This window comes from Rubripirellula lacrimiformis (assembly GCF_007741535.1).
In the GTDB taxonomy this organism is placed as follows: Bacteria; Planctomycetota; Planctomycetia; order Pirellulales; family Pirellulaceae; genus Rubripirellula; species Rubripirellula lacrimiformis.
In genome coordinates, this window is sequence record NZ_CP036525.1 from 1,500,449 (window position 1) to 1,518,459 (window position 18,011).

15 protein-coding genes are annotated in these 18,011 nt (G+C 58.1%); all 15 read left to right on the forward strand.

From position 1 onward, the window contains the following. Nucleotides 1-45 precede the first annotated feature (45 nt). The 15 genes from flgC (at nucleotide 46) to K227x_RS05305 (ending at nucleotide 17,770) form a co-directional block, all read left to right on the forward strand. Entirely contained in the window at nucleotides 46-465 is a 420-nt protein-coding gene (gene flgC, locus K227x_RS05235; RefSeq protein WP_145168545.1) for a flagellar basal body rod protein FlgC, read from the forward strand. A gap of 34 nt (nucleotides 466-499) precedes the next feature. Beyond that, nucleotides 500-859 (forward strand): flagellar hook-basal body complex protein FliE, encoded by a 360-nt coding sequence (fliE, locus tag K227x_RS05240; RefSeq protein ID WP_145168546.1) that lies wholly within the window; start codon nucleotides 500-502, stop codon nucleotides 857-859. A 26-nt stretch (nucleotides 860-885) separates the two neighbouring features. Then, a complete protein-coding gene (locus K227x_RS05245) occupies nucleotides 886-2,520 on the forward strand; it encodes a beta-cystathionase (protein ID WP_145168547.1) in 1,635 nt (544 codons plus the stop codon). Between the two features lie 642 nt (nucleotides 2,521-3,162). Next, a complete protein-coding gene (locus K227x_RS05250; RefSeq protein WP_145168548.1) occupies nucleotides 3,163-3,384 on the forward strand; it encodes a hypothetical protein in 222 nt (73 codons plus the stop codon). 1,175 nt (nucleotides 3,385-4,559) lie between these two features. Then, nucleotides 4,560-5,966 (forward strand): FliG C-terminal domain-containing protein, encoded by a 1,407-nt coding sequence (locus K227x_RS05255; RefSeq protein WP_145168549.1) that lies wholly within the window; start codon nucleotides 4,560-4,562, stop codon nucleotides 5,964-5,966. A gap of 124 nt (nucleotides 5,967-6,090) precedes the next feature. Beyond that, nucleotides 6,091-6,777 (forward strand): FliH/SctL family protein, encoded by a 687-nt coding sequence (locus K227x_RS05260; RefSeq protein ID WP_145168550.1) that lies wholly within the window; start codon nucleotides 6,091-6,093, stop codon nucleotides 6,775-6,777. After that, nucleotides 6,774-8,267, forward strand: coding sequence for a FliI/YscN family ATPase (locus tag K227x_RS05265; protein WP_145168551.1), 1,494 nt, complete (start codon nucleotides 6,774-6,776; stop codon nucleotides 8,265-8,267). The genes K227x_RS05260 and K227x_RS05265 overlap by 4 nt, the downstream gene beginning before the upstream one ends. A gap of 240 nt (nucleotides 8,268-8,507) precedes the next feature. Then, entirely contained in the window at nucleotides 8,508-8,963 is a 456-nt protein-coding gene (fliJ, locus tag K227x_RS05270) for a flagellar export protein FliJ (RefSeq protein WP_145168552.1), read from the forward strand. Next, nucleotides 8,960-9,616: a hypothetical protein gene (locus K227x_RS05275; protein ID WP_145168553.1), complete on the forward strand. Its 657-nt coding sequence runs from the start codon at nucleotides 8,960-8,962 to the stop codon at nucleotides 9,614-9,616. Before fliJ ends, K227x_RS05275 begins: the two co-directional genes overlap by 4 nt. A gap of 80 nt (nucleotides 9,617-9,696) precedes the next feature. Beyond that, complete coding sequence (locus tag K227x_RS05280) at nucleotides 9,697-11,280, forward strand: flagellar hook-length control protein FliK (protein WP_145168554.1); 1,584 nt, start codon at nucleotides 9,697-9,699, stop codon at nucleotides 11,278-11,280. Nucleotides 11,281-11,417: 137 nt separating this feature from the next. Further along, nucleotides 11,418-11,861, forward strand: coding sequence for a flagellar hook capping FlgD N-terminal domain-containing protein (locus K227x_RS05285; RefSeq protein ID WP_145168556.1), 444 nt, complete (start codon nucleotides 11,418-11,420; stop codon nucleotides 11,859-11,861). Between the two features lie 69 nt (nucleotides 11,862-11,930). After that, complete coding sequence (locus K227x_RS05290; RefSeq protein WP_145168558.1) at nucleotides 11,931-14,366, forward strand: flagellar hook-basal body complex protein; 2,436 nt, start codon at nucleotides 11,931-11,933, stop codon at nucleotides 14,364-14,366. A 161-nt stretch (nucleotides 14,367-14,527) separates the two neighbouring features. Continuing rightward, a complete protein-coding gene (locus K227x_RS05295; RefSeq protein ID WP_145168560.1) occupies nucleotides 14,528-15,109 on the forward strand; it encodes a sigma-70 family RNA polymerase sigma factor in 582 nt (193 codons plus the stop codon). Next, on the forward strand, nucleotides 15,106-16,527 hold the full coding sequence (locus K227x_RS05300) for a serine/threonine-protein kinase (protein ID WP_145168562.1): 1,422 nt from the start codon (nucleotides 15,106-15,108) through the stop codon (nucleotides 16,525-16,527). The genes K227x_RS05295 and K227x_RS05300 overlap by 4 nt, the downstream gene beginning before the upstream one ends. A 139-nt stretch (nucleotides 16,528-16,666) precedes the next feature. Continuing rightward, nucleotides 16,667-17,770, forward strand: a complete 1,104-nt coding sequence (locus K227x_RS05305; protein ID WP_145168564.1) for a hypothetical protein — start codon at nucleotides 16,667-16,669, stop codon at nucleotides 17,768-17,770. Nucleotides 17,771-18,011 lie beyond the last annotated feature (241 nt).

Below are 18,011 nucleotides of genomic sequence, written 5' to 3' on the forward strand. Positions count from 1 at the left end.
GAAAACCCGATCTCTACGACGTCGTCCCCAACCACTGGTTGTTCCATGTTAAAAGCACTCGACATCAGCACATCGGCTCTGATTGCCCAGCGGACACGGTTGAACGCCGTTTCGGGCAACATCGCCAACATGTCCTCGCTGACCGACGAAACAGGAAAACCGAATCCGTACAAGGCTCGCGAAGTGGTTTTCCAAACCGACGACTCGCTTTCGATTTCCGGTGCGGCAGGTGTCAAAGTCTCCAAAATCCAAACCGGCGATGCCGAACCGCTTTACAAGTACCAACCGAATCATCCGTTGGCGATCAAAGACGGCAAGCATGCCGGGTACGTGGCCTATCCCAATATCGATTTGACCACCCAGATGGTCGACGCGCTGGAATCAACGCGTGCCTACGAGGCCAACGTTGGGGTGATGGAAATCACCAAGAACCTAAGCCGCGAAACGCTGACGATCCTGGCTTAAGCCCCTGCCCCGCTGATCGGGGCGAAAGAAATCGATGAGACCGATCGCCGGAATCCAACCGCCACAACGTCCTCAGTCGCCATTCGGGAATCAATCACCCTACGGCGCTGTGAACAAAGGCGGTATGCCGGGATCGATCGGTGCCGCGGGCGGTGCCGGTGCTGCGACGGGGCCGGATTCGTTCGCCAAACTGTTGACCAACGAAGTCAAAAACGTCAACTCGATGCAAGTCGACGCCAACGACATGGTGCATACGATGCTGACCGGCGGCAACGTCAACGAAGCCGAAGTGCTGACCGCCGTTCAAAAGGCTGACTTGGCGTTCCGAATGCTGCTGCAAGTACGCAACAAGTTGGTCGAAGCGTATCGCGAAGTGCAACAAATTCAAATCTGATTCATCACCACTGCATCTGTTCCTGAATGAACTTTCTGAAGCAATCTACCGATCAAGCTCGCCAAGTATTCGCATCGATGCCGGTGCAATCGCGCGTGATTACCGGCATGTTGGTCGTTGCCATCGCTATCGGTTTGGCGTTTCTGGTCCGAGGTGACGCAACCGCCGGACGCGAATACCTGTTTGGCGGCAAAGTGTTTAGCGATCAAGAACTGGCCGCGATGGAGATGTCGTTCAGCCGCGCCGGACTGAATGATTGGAAACGTGATGGCACCCGGATGATGATTCCGGCCAGTTCGAAAGACATCTACGTCGCCGCCATGGGCGAATCGACCACGCTGCCGATGTCCTTGAATACCCATGTTCAAGAAGCGATCAAAGCGACCACCGTTTTTGATTCCAGCGAACTGCACAACGCGCGTTTTGATGCCGGACGCGAAATGGACCTTAGCCGCAGCATCGCGTCGATGGCCGATATCAAAGCGGCGACGGTCGTGCATGACCGCGGTGAACGACAAGGGTTGGGACGCGAAATTTCGCAGACCGCCAGCGTGTTTATCCAGCCCGAAGGCACCGCACCGCTTTCCAAACACCGCCGAATGGCGATTCAAGAACTGGTCAAAGGCGCCTATGCCGGCATGAAGGTCGAAGATGTAGTGGTCACCGATGCCAACGACCTTTCGGGATCATCGATCGCGGATGATGACGATCCGGTGCTGCGTAAGAAGCGAGAATATGAATCGGAAACCGAGAAAAAAGTTCGCAATCTGTTGATTGGGTTTCCAGCCCAGATCGCGGTTTCGGCCGAGGTGGATCCGACCATGGACGTCGAGAAGACGACGTTGAAATACGACGCCGAACCAACCAATCTGTCCAACAAGCAACGCAAGATTGAAACGACCAACACCAAGCAACCACCCCAAGGCGTTCCCGGTGCACAGCCCAACGCCATCGGGAATCGGTCAGCCAGTTTGGCCGATAATGTCGAAACGATGAAATCGAAAGAAGACGAACGAGAGACGCGCGGAGTGGCCGGACAACAATACGAAAATTCTCGCGTCGCGTCGCTGCAGATCACCCGCGTGCGAGTGTCCATCGGATTGCCACGTAGCTACTACGTCGCCCTGCATACTCAGAAATTCTTGGCCAAAGAACCGGACAAGACCATCGACGATGTGCCGCCAATGGATGAGACGACGTACGAGACCTTGAAGTCGGAAACGACCACCAAAATCCAAAGCGCTGTCGCTCCGCTGTTGCCCGAGGTTTCAGCCGGTGCCGATCGTTTTCCTTTGGTCGAAGTATTCGACTACTACGATCTGCCTGGGCCACCGGCCATCGAACCGGACACCACCAAGATCGCATTGGCGTGGTTGGCAGAGTCCTGGCAAACGATCGCGTTGGTGTTCTTAGGTTTGGCTGCTCTGCTGGTTGCCCGTTCTGCCGCCAGCGGTGCTGCTGATTCGACCCCGCCAGAGTTCCGCGAAGGATTCGGTCTGGATCTGCCCGCACCGGCGCCCGAAGTCGAAACCCCCAAAGACGACCCGGACACGATGACGATCACCGGCGGATCGCTGAAAGACGAACTTCTGCAGTTGGTCGAGGGGAATCCCGAAGTGGCCGCCAACGTGATCCGCGGCTGGGTCGGCGAAGCTGCCTAGCAAAGCCGCACCGCCCGGTACCCCGTCGCTCCGCCACGGGTACGCACGGGGCGTTGCCCCATCGTTTAACCGCGTGCCCATCGGGCCGCGCGTCTCGCTACGGTACGCACGGGGCGTTGCCCACGCGGTTAAACGATTTGTCTCGGGCGGTGCGTTTCCCCGATCGTTTCACCGCGTGCCCATCGGGCCGCGCGTTTCGCTGCTGCTACGCACGGGGCGTTGCCCACGCGGTTAAACGATTGATCTAGAGCGGGGCGTTTCCCCAATCGTTTAACCGCGTGCCCATCGGGCCGCGCGTCTCGCCGCTGCTACGCACGGGGCGTTGCCCACGCGGTGAAACGATTTGTCTCGGGCGGCGCGTATCCCCATCGTTTAACCGCGTGCCCATCGGGCCGCGCGTCTCGCCGCTGCTACGCACGGGGTGTTGCCCACGCGGTGAAACGATTTGTCTAGAGCGGTGCGTTTCCCCAATCGTTTCACCGCGTGCCCATCGGGCCGCGCGTTTCGCTACGTGTACGCACGAGGCGTTGCCCACGCGGTGAAACGAATTGATCTAGAGCGGTGCGTATCCCCAATCGTTTAACCGCGTGCCCATCGGGCCGCGCGTTTCGCTGCTGCTACGCACGGGGCGTTGCCCACGCGGTGAAACGATTTGTCTACAGCGGTGCGTATCCCGATCGTTTCACCGCGTGCCCATCGGGCCGCGAGTCTCGCTACGGGTACGCACGGGGCGTTGCCCACGCGGTGAAACGAATTGTCTACAGCGGTGCGTATCCCGATCGTTTAACCGCGTGCCCATCGGGCCGCGAGTTTCGCTGCGTGTACGCACGGGGCGTTGCCCACGCGGTGAAACGATTGATCTAGAGCGGTGCGTTTCCCCGATCGTTTCACCGCGTGCCCATCGGGCCGCGCGTTTCGCTGCGTGTACGCACGGGGCGTTGCCCACGCGGTGAAACGATTGATCTAGAGCGGTGCGTATCCCGATCGTTTAACCGCGTGCCCATCGGGCCGCGCGTTTCGCTGCTGGTACGCACGGGGCGTTGCCCACGCGGTTAAACGAATTGTCTCGGGCGGCGCGTATCCCGATCGTTTAACCGCGTGCCCATCGGGCCGCGCGTTTCGCTGCTGCTACGCACGGGGCGTTGCCCACGTGGTGAAACGATTTGTCTCGGGCGGTGCGTTTCCCCGATCGTTTCACCGCGTGCCCATCGGGCCGCGCGTTTCGCTGCTGGTACGCACGGGGCGTTGCCCACGCGGTGAAACGAATTGTCTAGAGCGGTGCGTATCCCCGATCGTTTAACCGCGTGCCCATCGGGCCGCGCGTCTCGCCGCTGCTACGCACGGGGCGTTGCCCACGCGGTGAAACGATTGATCTAGAGCGGGGCGTTTCCCCAATCGTTTAACCGCGTGCCCATCGGGCCGCGCGTTTCGCCGCTGATACGCACGGGGCGTTGCCCACGCGGTGAAACGAATTGTCTCAGGCCGCGCGTTTCCCGATCGTTTCACCGCGTGCCCATCGGGCCGCGCGTTTCGCTGCTGGTACGCACGGGGCGTTGCCCACGCGGTGAAACGATTTGTCTAGAGCGGTGCGTTTCCCCAATCGTTTCACCGCGTGCCCATCGGGCCGCGCGCCTCGCCGCGTGTACGCACGGGGCGTTGCCCACGCGGTTAAACGATTTGTCTCAGGCCGCGAGTTTCGCTGCGTGTACGCACGGGGCGTTGCCCGCGTGGTGAAACGATTTGTCTCAGGCCTCGCGTTTCGCCGCTCCGGCTTGCATCGCGGTAGCTAGCATTCGCTTTTGCCGGATCTGCGTCGCTGCGCTCCTTGTTCCGGCCTACCTTGCTGCTCACGCCATCCGGTATCAGCGTGTTCGCAGCGCGTCCGCAAAACGCTTCGGTCGTCTCGTGGTTGGATTCGCTTCCACCACCGGGCGGAACTTTTTGTTTCGCTCTTTCCATTTTCGCTCAAGTTTGTCTAGAAGATAGTTGTCGATGGAAATCGGCGGCGTTGGCAAACCGTATCTGAGGAAAATGGCTTGATGGCAGGCTCAACACAAATCGATGCGACGAACCGCGATGCCGCGCTGCGCCGCGTCGCGATCGTGTTGAGCAGTTTGCCCGCGTCGGTTGCGGCAAAGTTGATGGGAACCATTGACCAAAATTCCAAACAAACCATTCGCCGCACCATGGCGACCCTGGCCGATGTGGATCCATTGGAACGGCATCGCGCGTTGCAGGCTTTCAAGGTATCCGTGCAGAAGCAACCCAGCGGCGGAGATGAACTGGGGATATCGGGTGATGCCAGCGGTGGGCAACAGGACGATGCCTTTTTCAGCCAGGGTCCAGAGACGATGCAGCGGCCCGCCATTTTGAAGAATCAACAGGTCCAGCGGCCAGCCGACCCGTCCTCTCCCTTGGCATTTTTGGGTGACGTCGAAGACGACCGCCTGGTCGAACTGCTATCCGGTGAACACGCGCAAGCCGTGGCGCTGGTCTTGGCCTCCATCGCACCATCGCATGCCGCGCGAGTCCTGCCGCGGCTAAGCCCTGCCCTGCGATCCGAAACGTTAAGCCGGCTAGGACGTTTGGCCGAAGTTCCTGAAACCGCGGCATCGGAAATCGCGAGCCACTTTCGATCGCGGTTGAGCCAGATTCAGTCGTCGCCGTCGCCGGGGTCCACCGGCAAGCGAGCTTTGGATGCGATTTTAGCCGCCATGCCAGGCATGCCAGAGAATCAACGCAGCGTCGATCCACAGCGATCCGTTTCCGCCCACAACGCGATGTCGGAAGCATCACGATACGCTGGACATGCCGGTCGTCAGTCGATGGTCGATCCCGCCGGTGCGGGTCGCCCGGGTGCATCCGGTGGCTATCGCGGTGCGGTCCATGCCGAAGCCGTCGATTCGGCTCTGAGCATTCAACTGGCTCAGCACACGATGGGTGCCCAGTCGCCCGCCGGACGCGTGCCCAGCGATCAGGTGGGGGCGAGTGCAGTCCCATCCCACAGCACTCCTGCCCATGCGGCCCCGTCTCACGCAACCACTTCGCACACAGCCCCATCGAATGTGACCCCATCGAATCGCCCGCCAACCGCGGTGGGAAATTCAGACGCGGCGACCCCGTTTCGGACGACCGACGAAATCCATGATCACTTGTTGACGTTGTCGGCCAAGGAACTGTGCGGAGCGCTTGGGCGAGTCGAGACACGCGACGCGATGTTGGCGCTATGTGGATTGCCCAACGCGAAAGCAGAATCGGTGCTCAGCGTGTTGCCGCGTGATCAAGCAAAGACGGTACGAGGCCAAATGAATTCGTTGAACTCCCTGAACCTGCGGGATATCGACAAAGCCAAAGAACGAGTCGCGATCGCATCCCTGCCCTCGAACGTTCCCGGAAACGTAATGCAGGCTGCGACTTCGCACCAAGTTGCCGCCGCCGCGGCCTGATCCGAGATGGTTTGTGATTCCGCAATTCCAATCCGTTGAAACTGCGACGCGTCGGCGGCCTACCGTCACCAAGCTGATCCGAAACACGCTTCATTCCATTCACCATCCTTTCGCCTGATCCACTATGGCCAATGTCCTGAAGTCCACGTCGGTTCCCGAACGAACAAAAGCGGCGCACGATATCTCGGGTTTGGCTGGATTCAATCTCAGTGATTTGGCGGACGAGGGCCGGTCGCGGTTGGATCAGTGTCGAACGCAGGTTCGGAAGATGCTGGACGACGCCAAGGTCGAAGCCGAAAAGCTGCGTCTTGAAGCGGAAGAACGCGGCTACCAAGAAGGTCTAAAACGGGCCGATGCCGATATCGAAAAGCGAGTCCAGAAGGAATCCGAAGCACGTGCAAAGGAAAGCCTGTCGTTGATCAATCAGGCCGTCCAAAAGATGCACTTGACCTACGACGGTTGGATGAACCGGTACAGCCAGTCCTTGCAATCGATTTCGTTGGCGGTCGCCGAACGGATCGTGCGACGAAAACTGGTGGACGAGCCAGAGATTCTGGTCCAGTGGGCCGAAGAGGCGCTGACCAGCACACGGACTGCGACCAAGTTGACGTTGGCCGTGCACCCCGAAACACTGGCGCAGCTTGGCGATTCGTTGGACCAAATGCTGGCCTCGCCCAGTCTTCCTGAACAGACTCACGTCGAACCCGACGAATCCTTAGCACGTGATTCGGTCGCCGTTCGCCAACTCGGTGGCGAAATTCAAGCCGGCTTGGACGCCCAGTTGTCACGATTACAGGAACTGTTGTCATGACGTCGGCTATCACCGCGAAATACCGTTTGAATCCACCGGTGTTGCCGGGGATCGAGTCCACGGCGGAGATGATCAGCAAGGCGACGACTCATCAAGTTCGCGGCCGCGTGTCGGCTGTGATCGGCGAGACGCTAGAGATCGAGGGCATGACGGCGCCGATCGGCGCCATCTGCGAACTCAGCACCAGCGAAGGTTCCACCATCCGTGGTCGGGTGATCGGTTTTCGTGGGGTGCATCCCGTGTTGGCACCGATGGAACGCCTTTCAGCGGTTTCCGCCGGTGACCCGGTGCGATTGATCGACCGGACGGCCAAGCTTCGTGTCGGGCCCTCGCTATGCGGACGAGTCATCGATGCCTTCGGTGATCCGATTGATGGGAAACCGCTGCCCAACGATCTGGTCGTCGTGGATGCTGATCGTAGTCCACCGGATTCGCTGGACCGTCCTCCGATCGACGAAATCCTGCAGACCGGCGTGCGCGCGATCGACACGATGTTGACCTGCGGCCAGGGGCAACGCCTCGGGATCTTTGCCGGGTCCGGTGTCGGGAAAAGTACTTTGTTGGGGATGTTGGCCCGGGGCACCACGGCGGACAAAATCGTGATCGGTATGATCGGCGAACGAGGTCGCGAGGTGCAAGAGTTCATCAATCGATGTTTGGGCGACGCTGGCTTGAAACGCAGCGTGGTCGTTGTCGCCACGAGCGATCGACCGGCCGCCCAACGAGTTTCGGCCGCTTGGACAGCCACTGCGATTGCCGAAACGTTTCGCGATCAAGGGGACAATGTCCTGTTGTTGCTGGATTCCGTCACTCGGTTTGCAATGGCACAACGCGAACTGGGACTGGCCGCGGGCGAACCGCCGACCACGCGTGGTTATCCCCCCAGCGTCTTCAATATGCTGCCCCGTTTGGTGGAACGAACCGGACGGACCACGAAGGGATCGATCACAGCGTTCTACACCGTGCTGGTCGAAGGCGACGACAACAACGAACCCATTGCCGATACGCTTCGCGGATTGTTGGACGGACACATCATGTTGAGCCGTGAACTGACATCCGAGGCACATTGGCCGCCGATCGACGTGCTGGAAAGTCTCAGCCGGTTGCAGGCACACCTGATCACGCCGGAACTATCGTCCGCGGTATCGACCGCGCGGCGTCACCTGGCCCTGTACCGGCGCAACGCCGACTTGATCTCCATTGGTGCCTACCGCGCCGGCAGCGACGTCGATATCGATGCTGCGATTGCGATGCGTGAACCGATGAAGATGCTGCTGACGCAGCAAGCCGACGAAAACGCACCGCTCCAACAGTCGCATGTCCAGCTAACGCAATTGATGCAAATGCCGATCGCTGCGCTCAATGCCGCCATGGCCGGTAAACCAGCACCTGCCCCCCATCCCGCATCCGCCAACCCCGCATCCGCCAACCCCGCTGCCGGAAATCCCGCTGCCGGAAATGCCGAAGCTGGAAAAACAGCCGCAACCTAACCACCGTCGGAACCATCCGTGACGGCTTTCGTCGTGGGATTCGCCAGAATTCGTCGCCAGACTTCCTTCACATGCAAGGGTTTCTGACGAAGTCCACTGTGTTTGTGATTGTTCCGACGTTCCTAAATCGATCCCTGTCCACCTGGGCCTAACAACGTTTCGCCAAAACTTGGTTGGACGGCTGTCCCTGGACGACATCGCCGATCCCGCCATTTCGTTTCCTTGCTATCGAGTTTTCTTGTGTCGTTCCAATTCCGATTTGCATCGATCATGGATCTTCGTCGTCGCCAACGCGACGAAGCCGGTGCGGCGGTGGGGAAAGCGAATCAGGCGATCGCAAAAATTGACCAGCAGTCGGACGAGGTTCGCAGGCTTCAACAGGAAATTCGCGACCAGACCGCCAGCGGACGAGTGGGGGAAGTTGCGGTCGAACGTTTGCTTTCCACCGGACGCTACGAAATGCAACTGCAAGCCGATTTGGTCCAGTTGCAAGAAACTCGAAACGAATTGGTTCGCGAACGTGACCGCCGACAAGCGGCTTTGGTCGAAGCCGAAGCCGAGGTCAAGCGATTCGAACGGTTGGAATCCAATGAACGGGATTTCTATCAATCTGAAATGCGTCGTCACGAACAGGCCGATGCCGACGAACGCAGCAATCAAGCCTACATTCTGGCACGACGGAAACCGGCAACATGATCCAAAAACTACTCAACGCCTTTGTCGCTTTCAGTGTCGCGACGGTGATTACCCAGTTGATCCTGTTTGGCTATATCCTCACTCGCGGTCATTTCAGCAGTGAAACGGTGACCAAGGTCATCGCGTTGGTCAACGGAATTGATATCACCGGGAACCGGCTGCAGCAGATCCTTCGCCAAAGTGAAGATCGTGAACAGCCGGACTTTGACGAGATTTTGGAAGCTCGAAAGTTGGAAGGCTACGACTCGGATATTCGAATTCAAAGTCAGCAGACGTTTCGCGACGAGCTAAGCACCAAGTTGGCCGATTTGCGGACCGAACAAGATCGATTCGACGAACGCCGCACGTCGTTCAAGGCAGAACTTCAACAAATCCGCGAAGGTTCACAGAAAAAAGGCCTGCAAGATGTGCAACGTACGCTTCAGGCGCTTGATCCGGTTCAGGCAAAAGAGCAGCTCTTGATCATGTATGACGATGAAAGAATCGATGACGTCGTCACAATCATTCAAGCTATGTCCGGAGAAAAACGAAAAGACATACTGGCGGAGTTTGTTTCGAAGGACGAAACGGAAAAACTTGCCGAGATCCTTCGTCAGATTGGCGAGGGAATGCCAACCACATCACTGATCAATCAGGCAGTCGACGGGCTCTGATCGCACAAGCCAGGAATTTTTCCCCGGCAGGTACGGTTCAGCCACGTCGCCGTGCCGCGATCCCGGGGGGGAATTCGATCATGAGTGATCTAACATCCAATGCTGCGCGCTCATCCGCGTCATCATCGATCACGTCCGTTGCGAATCAAAATCTGCAGAACCTTGCTCGCGGCGGTGTCATCCGTGGTGGCGGTATGGTCGATGCATTTGCGGAATTGTTTGCGACGATGGGTGCATCGACGGCGCCTGTGGCACCTGCGACGCCCACAACCCCGACCGTCACGAACAACGATTCGGGCACCCTGGGCCGCGAACCGGTCGATGGTCAGCAACAAGAGGAATCCGATGACGAAATCGATTCGGATGCACCTCTGCTGGACGACGCATCCTTCTTGATTGACACGGTTTCCGAGTCCAATGTGCCCGTTGCTGCGGTGCAGGCCGCCGATGGAAACAAACAGCCAAACGCTGCGGACGAAGATTCCCAGGACACGTCGCAACTGGAAACTGCCATCGCCGTGACGACCGATCAAGTATCGGCCAATACCAACTGGCAAGATCCGTCCGCCGCCGCACCCGAACCGGCCGCCGCGAATGAACGCCGCGTTGCTTCGCGAACCGATCAGAACACCGATCAGGCGACGATCGGCGATGGGAATGGTTCGTTGCTAGCGGACCAAGCCACGACGGATCCATCGATCGCACCGACGATTTCCAATGATCTTGCCGGTGCATCGGGGGCCGAAGCATCCGCCCTGGATGGTGGAGCGGTTCAAGAGGATGGGAAACACGAATCACGGCGCGATCGGCGGGGACGGGGTGGGGACGCCCAGAAAACCGAATCGAACCATGGTTTGTCCAACCCGTCGTCGGCCAACGGGGCGGCGCGGAACGAATCCAATTCGATTCCGCCCGTCTCTGCATCCACCGATGTTCAGCCCGAAAACGCCATGCCGGATGCACCCGAATCGGTAAAGCCGTCGGACATTGCCCATCGCGCCGCATCGTCCGCGGTGACAGCCGCAGCGGCGACAGCACAGCAAAACAATGCATCGTCCTCGGCGATGCGCCGCGGCGCAGGCAACGATGCGATCGGAGCATCATCACGCAGCGAATCAATGATGGTTCCTCCGCCCGTTGGATCCCGCGCCGATGCGGCTGCCAACAGCAAATCGGCTGGGGACGCCAAAACGAACCAGGCCGATACTTTGAATCGCATCAAATTGATTCAGCGAGTCAGCAAGGCGTTCCAGCATCTAGGGCCCGAAGGTGGGGTCGTCCGGTTGCGATTGGCTCCATCCGAAATGGGGACCGTCCGGGTCGAAATGCGGATCCAACAGCGCAAGGTCGAAGCACGCGTGGTTGCGGATACCGAAGCGGCAAGTGCAGCCCTCCGCGAACATTTGCCGGAACTGCGCAGTCGCCTGGAATCGCTGGGCATGAACGTCGAAAGCATCGAAGTCGAAACCGATGCGTCGGCCGGTCAACATGATCCGTCGTCGTCCTTTCATGATCAACAAGCCCCTTGGCAGCGTCAGCCGCGTCCATCTCGACAAGCACCGACAAATGAAACACAAGTTTCACGGCCCGCGTCGCCCATCCTGGCGACCGCTAGCGCGGGAATTGGTACCGGGGTGGCGTCGGGAGTCGATGTACGGCTTTAGAACGTTCACGCCGAGACAGGCTTTCATCGGCGGGGGGGATAAATTGACCTCGCTTCCATCGCTGATGAAGCCGTAAAACGCATGCGACTACTTTTCTGCTGCCATCCACCCTCATTCGAATCCAATCCGAGAATCTCATGTCGCAGATCGGGCAAACCGGCGCAGCCAGCTTCACTTCGCAAGAATCTGTCGGAGCCGTCGCCGAACAAAATCCCTACGGCGATCTGGATATCGATTCGTTCATGCAGCTGCTGATCAGCGAAATGCAGAACCAGGATCCGTTGGAGCCGATGAAAAACAGCGAAATGGTTCAACAGATTGGCCAGATTCGCGAAATCGGTGCGACCGATGCGTTGACCAGCACCCTCAGTGCGCTCTCGTCCAGCCAAGAATTGGTGACCGCTAGCGGTCTGATTGGCAAGCAAGTCACGGGGCTTGCCGACGATTCGTCCGCAGTCGACGGAATGGTCGATCGCATCACTGTCGAAACCAACTCGGAAAACGATTCACGTTCGATCAAAGTTCACGTGGGTGGAAAGACGATGAACATAAAGAATATCCGGGAAATTCAAACTGGGTAATATTTGCGGGTTTCCGATTTGGGCTCCTGCGGATGAATCGTTCGACACGCCACGGGGAGACCGAAGTCCATGGGACTGACATCAGCACTGACGACCGCGCTTACAGGCCTTGCAGCGGCAGAAACTCAGATCGATGTGATCGGTAACAACCTCGCCAACTCACAAACCGTTGGCTTCAAGTCATCGAACGTTGTGTTCGCAACCCAGTTTCTGCAAACGCTCTCTCTGGGCGCTGCACCCACCGCCAACAACGGCGGTACGAACCCTCGCCAATACGGCCTAGGCGTTCAGGTGGCCGAAATCGCGGCCAACCACAACCAGGGCACGATCGAAATCAGCAGCAGCCCTTCGGACTTGGCCATCCAAGGCGATGGATTCTTCATCGTCGAAGGCGCCGATGGCGAACGGCTGTATTCGCGAAACGGGATCTTCAAACTCAATAGCGATGCAGAACTGGTCAACAGCACCGGGCAACGTTTGCTTGGCTACGGCATTGACGAACAATTTCGATTGGACTCATCCTCGCTGGTGCCGCTGTCCGTTCCACTGGGAACCGAAAGTGTTGCCAAAGCAACCGAGAACGTGACCTTCGAAGGCAGCCTGACTCCCGAAGGAGATCTGGCCACGGTATCGCAGGTGATCGAGTCGGTGAAGCTTGGAACCGCACAGGTGCCGCAACCCGATGCATCGGGTATCTCGATCGGTACCGCTCCGCTTTCGGACTCTACCAGCATCACCACTGACATCAGTGGCGTCGGAACCCTAGCCGCCGGTACCTACCAATATCGCGTTGCGTTGGTGGATTCCAGCGGGAACGAGTCGACGGTCAGTTCGCCGATCAGCGCCACCGTCGGCACCGGTGGGGCGATCTCGCTAGGGGACCTGCCAAACGATCCATCGGGTGATTACCCCAACGTCAATATCTATCGCACCGGTCCCAACGGAACCGAATTTTTCAAACTGGGATCGGCAACGGCGGGTGGAACGTTCAACGACAACGGTTCGACAGCGCTAAGTGCGGATGCCGTCAGCGATGGAACTCTGACGGGGAACTACACCTACATGGTGACCTATTCGCGTCCCGGCGAAACCGAGAGTCGCCCCAGCGTGCTGATCGGTCCACAGAATGTCGTCAACGGCCGCATCACGCTATCCGATTTTCCAACGCCGCCGGTGCCAGGCGTGGACGATACTTTCCCTGCCTTTACCGAAATCAATATCTATCGAAACTTGTCGGGTGACCAGAATAACTTCTACTTGGTCGATACCGTTGCACCCGGTGACGTCTATACAGACAGCAGGTCGGATGCCGAAATCGCCGACCTGACCGTCGCCGAGAATCAATTGATTGATTTGGATGGACCCACCATCAACAGCAGCACGTTGTTGACCAGTGTGCTGAAACGGGATGGGCTGACCTACCAAAATGCGTTTGAACTGGGCACGCTTAGCTATAGCGGCCGCAAGGGTGGACGTGCGCTGGGCACGAAAGAGTTCGAAGTGACTGACACATCCACGATTCAAGACTTCATCGATTTCGTAGAGGCTGCTTCTGGGATTCAGACACTGCAGATCGATTCCCAAAATCCAATCGTTAAGTCAGAGAATCAGATCGCTGGTGAATCAGGCGAATTGGTGCCGGGCGGATATATCGATGACGGCACCCTGCGTTTCGTCAGCAACACTGGCGAACTGAACGCGTTAGAAATCGACTTGGCCGCGTTTCGGATCAAAACGACCGATGGTGGCGTCGCCACACCCAACCTTGGCTTCGGCACCATCCAAGAAGCCGTCGGTCAGAGTGCGGCTAGTGACTTTATCGTTTACGATTCGCTAGGCGTTCCGATCAATGTGCGTGTGACGGCGACATTGGAATCCAGAACCGACGAACAGACCGTCTATCGATGGTATGCCGACAGTCCCGAAAATCAGCCCCTTTCTGGTAACAGTGTGACCGTGGGGACGGGGTTGTTGCGATTTGATGGAAATGGCAGTTTCATTTCGGCGACCAACGACCGAATCGCCATCGAACGAAACGGGATTCCAAGCCTTTCGCCGTTGCAGTTTAACCTGGATTTCGATCTGGTCTCTGGTCTGGCTACCCAAAACGCGACGCTGGCGGCGACTCGCCAAGACGGTAGCGAACCGGGCGTGCTGAACAGCTATGTTGTCGGCGAAGACGGAAACATCCGAGGCGTCTTTAGCAACGGCGTGACACGTGACTTGGGACAGGTCCAGTTGGCACGATTCGCCAACCCGGTCGGTTTGGAAGCACGTGGTTTGAACCTGTTCGCCAAAGGCGTCAACACCGGTTTGCCGGTCCAAGGGGCACCAGGCGAAAACGGTATCGGCAGCGTCATCGGTGGTGCCTTGGAACTTAGCAACACCGACATCGGCAAGGACTTGATCGAATTGGTGTTGGCCAGTACCCAGTACCGCGGAAATAGCCGGGTGATCACCACTAGCCAGCAGTTGTTGGACGAATTGTTGAACCTGAAACGATAGCCGGATCGTTGATCTGTGCGTGGGAATCTTGCTGGAAGGCGAGCTTCCTGTGACGGAACTCCGGAATCTAAGATTCTTTTTTTCCAGCGGCGTGAGATTCTGTCACCCGGGTGGACTACAACCATTAGAAGGTAATTCTTTGGGTTGATAGGACACGCCGGATGTTGAATCCCGAGACACGACCGAGTTTGATCGTCCGCTTGTCGGACCAACAGGATCAGTCTGCTTGGTGGTCGTTCGTCGAACTGTACGAACCCTTTCTAAAGCACCTGGTCGCTCGTCAGGGTGTTCCGCCGGCGCACCAAGGGGATGTCGTTCAACAGGTGTTGGTCGCCATCGCCGGTTCGGTGTCCGGATGGAAGGATGATGGCGGCGATGCCTCGTTCCGCCGCTGGGTCAATCGTGTTGCCCGCAATGTCGTGATCAAATTCATGACTCGCCAACGACGGCAAATCTCTGGGCAGGGTGGCAGCGACGCTTTGGCCCGGATGGACCAGCATCCCGACCGAATCGATCCCGCCATCGAAAGTCAGTATCGCCACGAATTGATCGTGTGGGCGTCGGGGCGGGTGCGAGCCGAGTTTGCCGAAACCAGTTGGATCGCATTTTGGGCGACCATGATCGAAGGCCGCGATGTTGCCGAAGTGGCGGAGTCGATCGGAGTATCGACCGGCAGCATCTACATGTCGCGCTCGCGAATCGTTCGTCGGATCCGCGAAACGATCGACGAGGTGTTGCAATGAAATCGGATCACCCAAGCGAAGCGATGTTGGCCGCGTCGATCTGCCAACAGGCAGACCAAGCGACCGAGGACGCGGTCGCAGCCCACCTTACGCAGTGCCCGCAGTGCCGAATTCGATTGGATGCGATGGCCGTCGGTGACGATGCCGGCCAGGAAATTTTTGAAGTCCTGCGCCGCGAATCCGATGCGGCCAAGTCCAGCGGCACGATCGACCAAGTGCGTCGATTGGAACATGAATCGATCGTTGACTTTGCAGTCGCCTTTCTAGAACCCTCGACACGATCTGATGCACTGGGACGCTTGGGGGAATTTGAAATATTGTCCGTGATTGGTCACGGCGGCATGGGAATCGTGCTGAAGGGGTTCCAAGAGGAACTGAACCGGCCTGTGGCGGTGAAGGTGATGTCGCCACATCTAGCGACCGTGGCCGTCGCTCGCAAACGGTTCTTGCGAGAGGCTCAGGCCACGGCTGCCGTGGTGCATCCCAACGTGATGCCCATCTTGTCGGTCAGCGAGTCGTCGTCGCTGCCGTTCTTGGTGATGCCGTTTGTGGCCTGTCATTCGCTGCAGCAGCGGTTGGATGCCGACGGCGCAATGCCGCTTGTGGATACGCTGCGGATCGCTGTGCAGGTGGCGCACGGCTTGGCAGCCGCGCATGCCCAGGGGTTGGTTCACCGCGATGTGAAACCCGCCAACATCCTGCTGGAACGAAGTGTCGATCGCGCGATGTTGACGGACTTTGGATTGGCACGCGCCGCTGACGATGTCACCGTGACGCGTTCGGGGGTGATCGCGGGAACGCCGCAGTACATGTCTCCCGAACAAGCCCGCGGTTCAGCCATCGATGCCCGTAGCGACCTGTTTTCGTTCGGCAGCGTGATTCACGCGATGGCGATCGGCCGGCCCCCGTTTCGAGCCGAAACCAGCTATGGAATCTTGCGGAAGATTACCGACGACGATGTCCAACCAATGCGCGACCAATCAGCGGATGTTCCCCAGTGGTTGGATCGTTTGGTTCAGCGTTTGCTTTCCAAGGATCCCGCCGATCGTCCGCAAAGCGCGGCCGAGCTTGCCGAAACGTTGGAGACCTGTTTGGCGCATGTCCAACAGCCCACGCTGAACCGGCTTCCCGATTCCCTCGTTCTGCCAAGGAAACCCCGACCCATGAATCGAAACACCGTGGTGATCTTGGCCGCCACGCTGGCGATTGCCATATCGCTGCTGTCGATGTGGTTTCGGATGCCCACGCGAAACGTGCTTCCCGCACCCCAACCATCATTCGTCACCATGCCAACGGTCCCTGTACCAATCGTCCCCGTGCCAACGGTCAGGCCAATGGAACCAGAACCGTCGATCGACCAACAGATCCAATCGTTGCAGAACGAAATCGATCAAATGCAGTCGCAGCTTGATTCCTAGCACGCGATCTGTCGTCGTGGGATTCGCTAGAACTTCCTGATCCGAGTGTTGCTTGGAAAGGAATCCTGGCGAGTCCCACAACACGATTTTGATGGCCCTCCGTCACCCTTTTCTCACCACTGGTTCGAGGATGATCCCGATGAAACGTTTTTTGAAACTGGCTTGCCCACTCCTTTGCGTGTTCTCACTCGGTGGTTTCGCACACGCCCAGGGTGGCGGCATGGGTGGCGGCATGGGCGGGTTTGGTGGGATGCAGCCGATGGAGGTCGTGGTTCTGCTAGGGGATAACTACGACTTTCAGTCACAGCCATTCGTCAACGCTCAGGAAATCGTGCGAGCGTTCGGGCCAGATGACAATGGCATGCTTCTGCAGGGTGCGCCGACGCTGGAGAGTGTCCGCGTGGACGTCACCAGCCCCATTCCTGAGTCAGCACAGCGGTCGCTGGTGGCGGAATACTTCCCAAGCAAGTTGGAAGGGCCGGCGTTGGATGAATTCAAGAAGAACACCAAACTGTTGGCGCTGCGGTTCGGGATCAACCAGGTCGACTTTGTTCCAGTCGATGGTGAGCAAGACAGCGACCGCGTCGCGGGGACGTGGCTGCGAGAACCGTATTTTTCGGAAGTTCAGTTGGCCAAAGAGTCGAGGATGCTCTATTCGATCTCGACGGTGATCGCGTCCGCGGGGGACAACGAATCGCCATCTAGGGTGAGGCTGGATTTATATGCCGTCAAGAAGAATTCGCAGGCCAACGGCGCTGATCCACTTGCCGAAATGCCGGGGATGGATTCGATGATGGATGGAATGTATGGCGACACGATGGGCATGGATTCGGGCATGGGCGGTATGGATATGGGGATGGGGATGGATATGGGCATGGATATGGGCATGAGTGAGATGAGTGGGGGCATGGGCATGGGCATGGGAGGTAGGAGGACGCCTAGCCTCGAAGATTTGTCGAGCAAAGTCGCCAAAAATGAGTCGCAGCGGGGGCACTTGAAGAAACGAATCAACGCGATCGTTGCGGAAGTTGCCCATCTAGCAGATGAGGATTCCGGAGCCCTGCGTCAACAGTTGACTGAGGTCGTACGAGCCGACTTCCAATTGGAAAACGAGAACCAAATGTTGAAGTACCGCGAACTGGAACTAAAGCTGAACCGACTGCGAGGCAGCATCTCGAAGCAGATGCAGCGGATCGACCAAACGGTCCAGCAGCGAGTGGAATCGTTGTTATCCCAGCCCTAGTGCAGGTAGGCTGCAAAAGAGGCCGCAGCAGCTCACTCCGTCTTGCCCCTTCTCCCCCCCGCGATGAATGCGAGTTCTGCTCGCATTCAACATGGGGTAGAGGGACGGCACGAACAGGACCGATTGCAAATTGAACAATGCAAATTGACCATCGAAAAAAACACCGCAGTCCTGTCGTCACGCGGAAAATTTGCATTTTGAAATGTCCATTTTGCAATTTGCAATCTTTACCCCCGGTTGA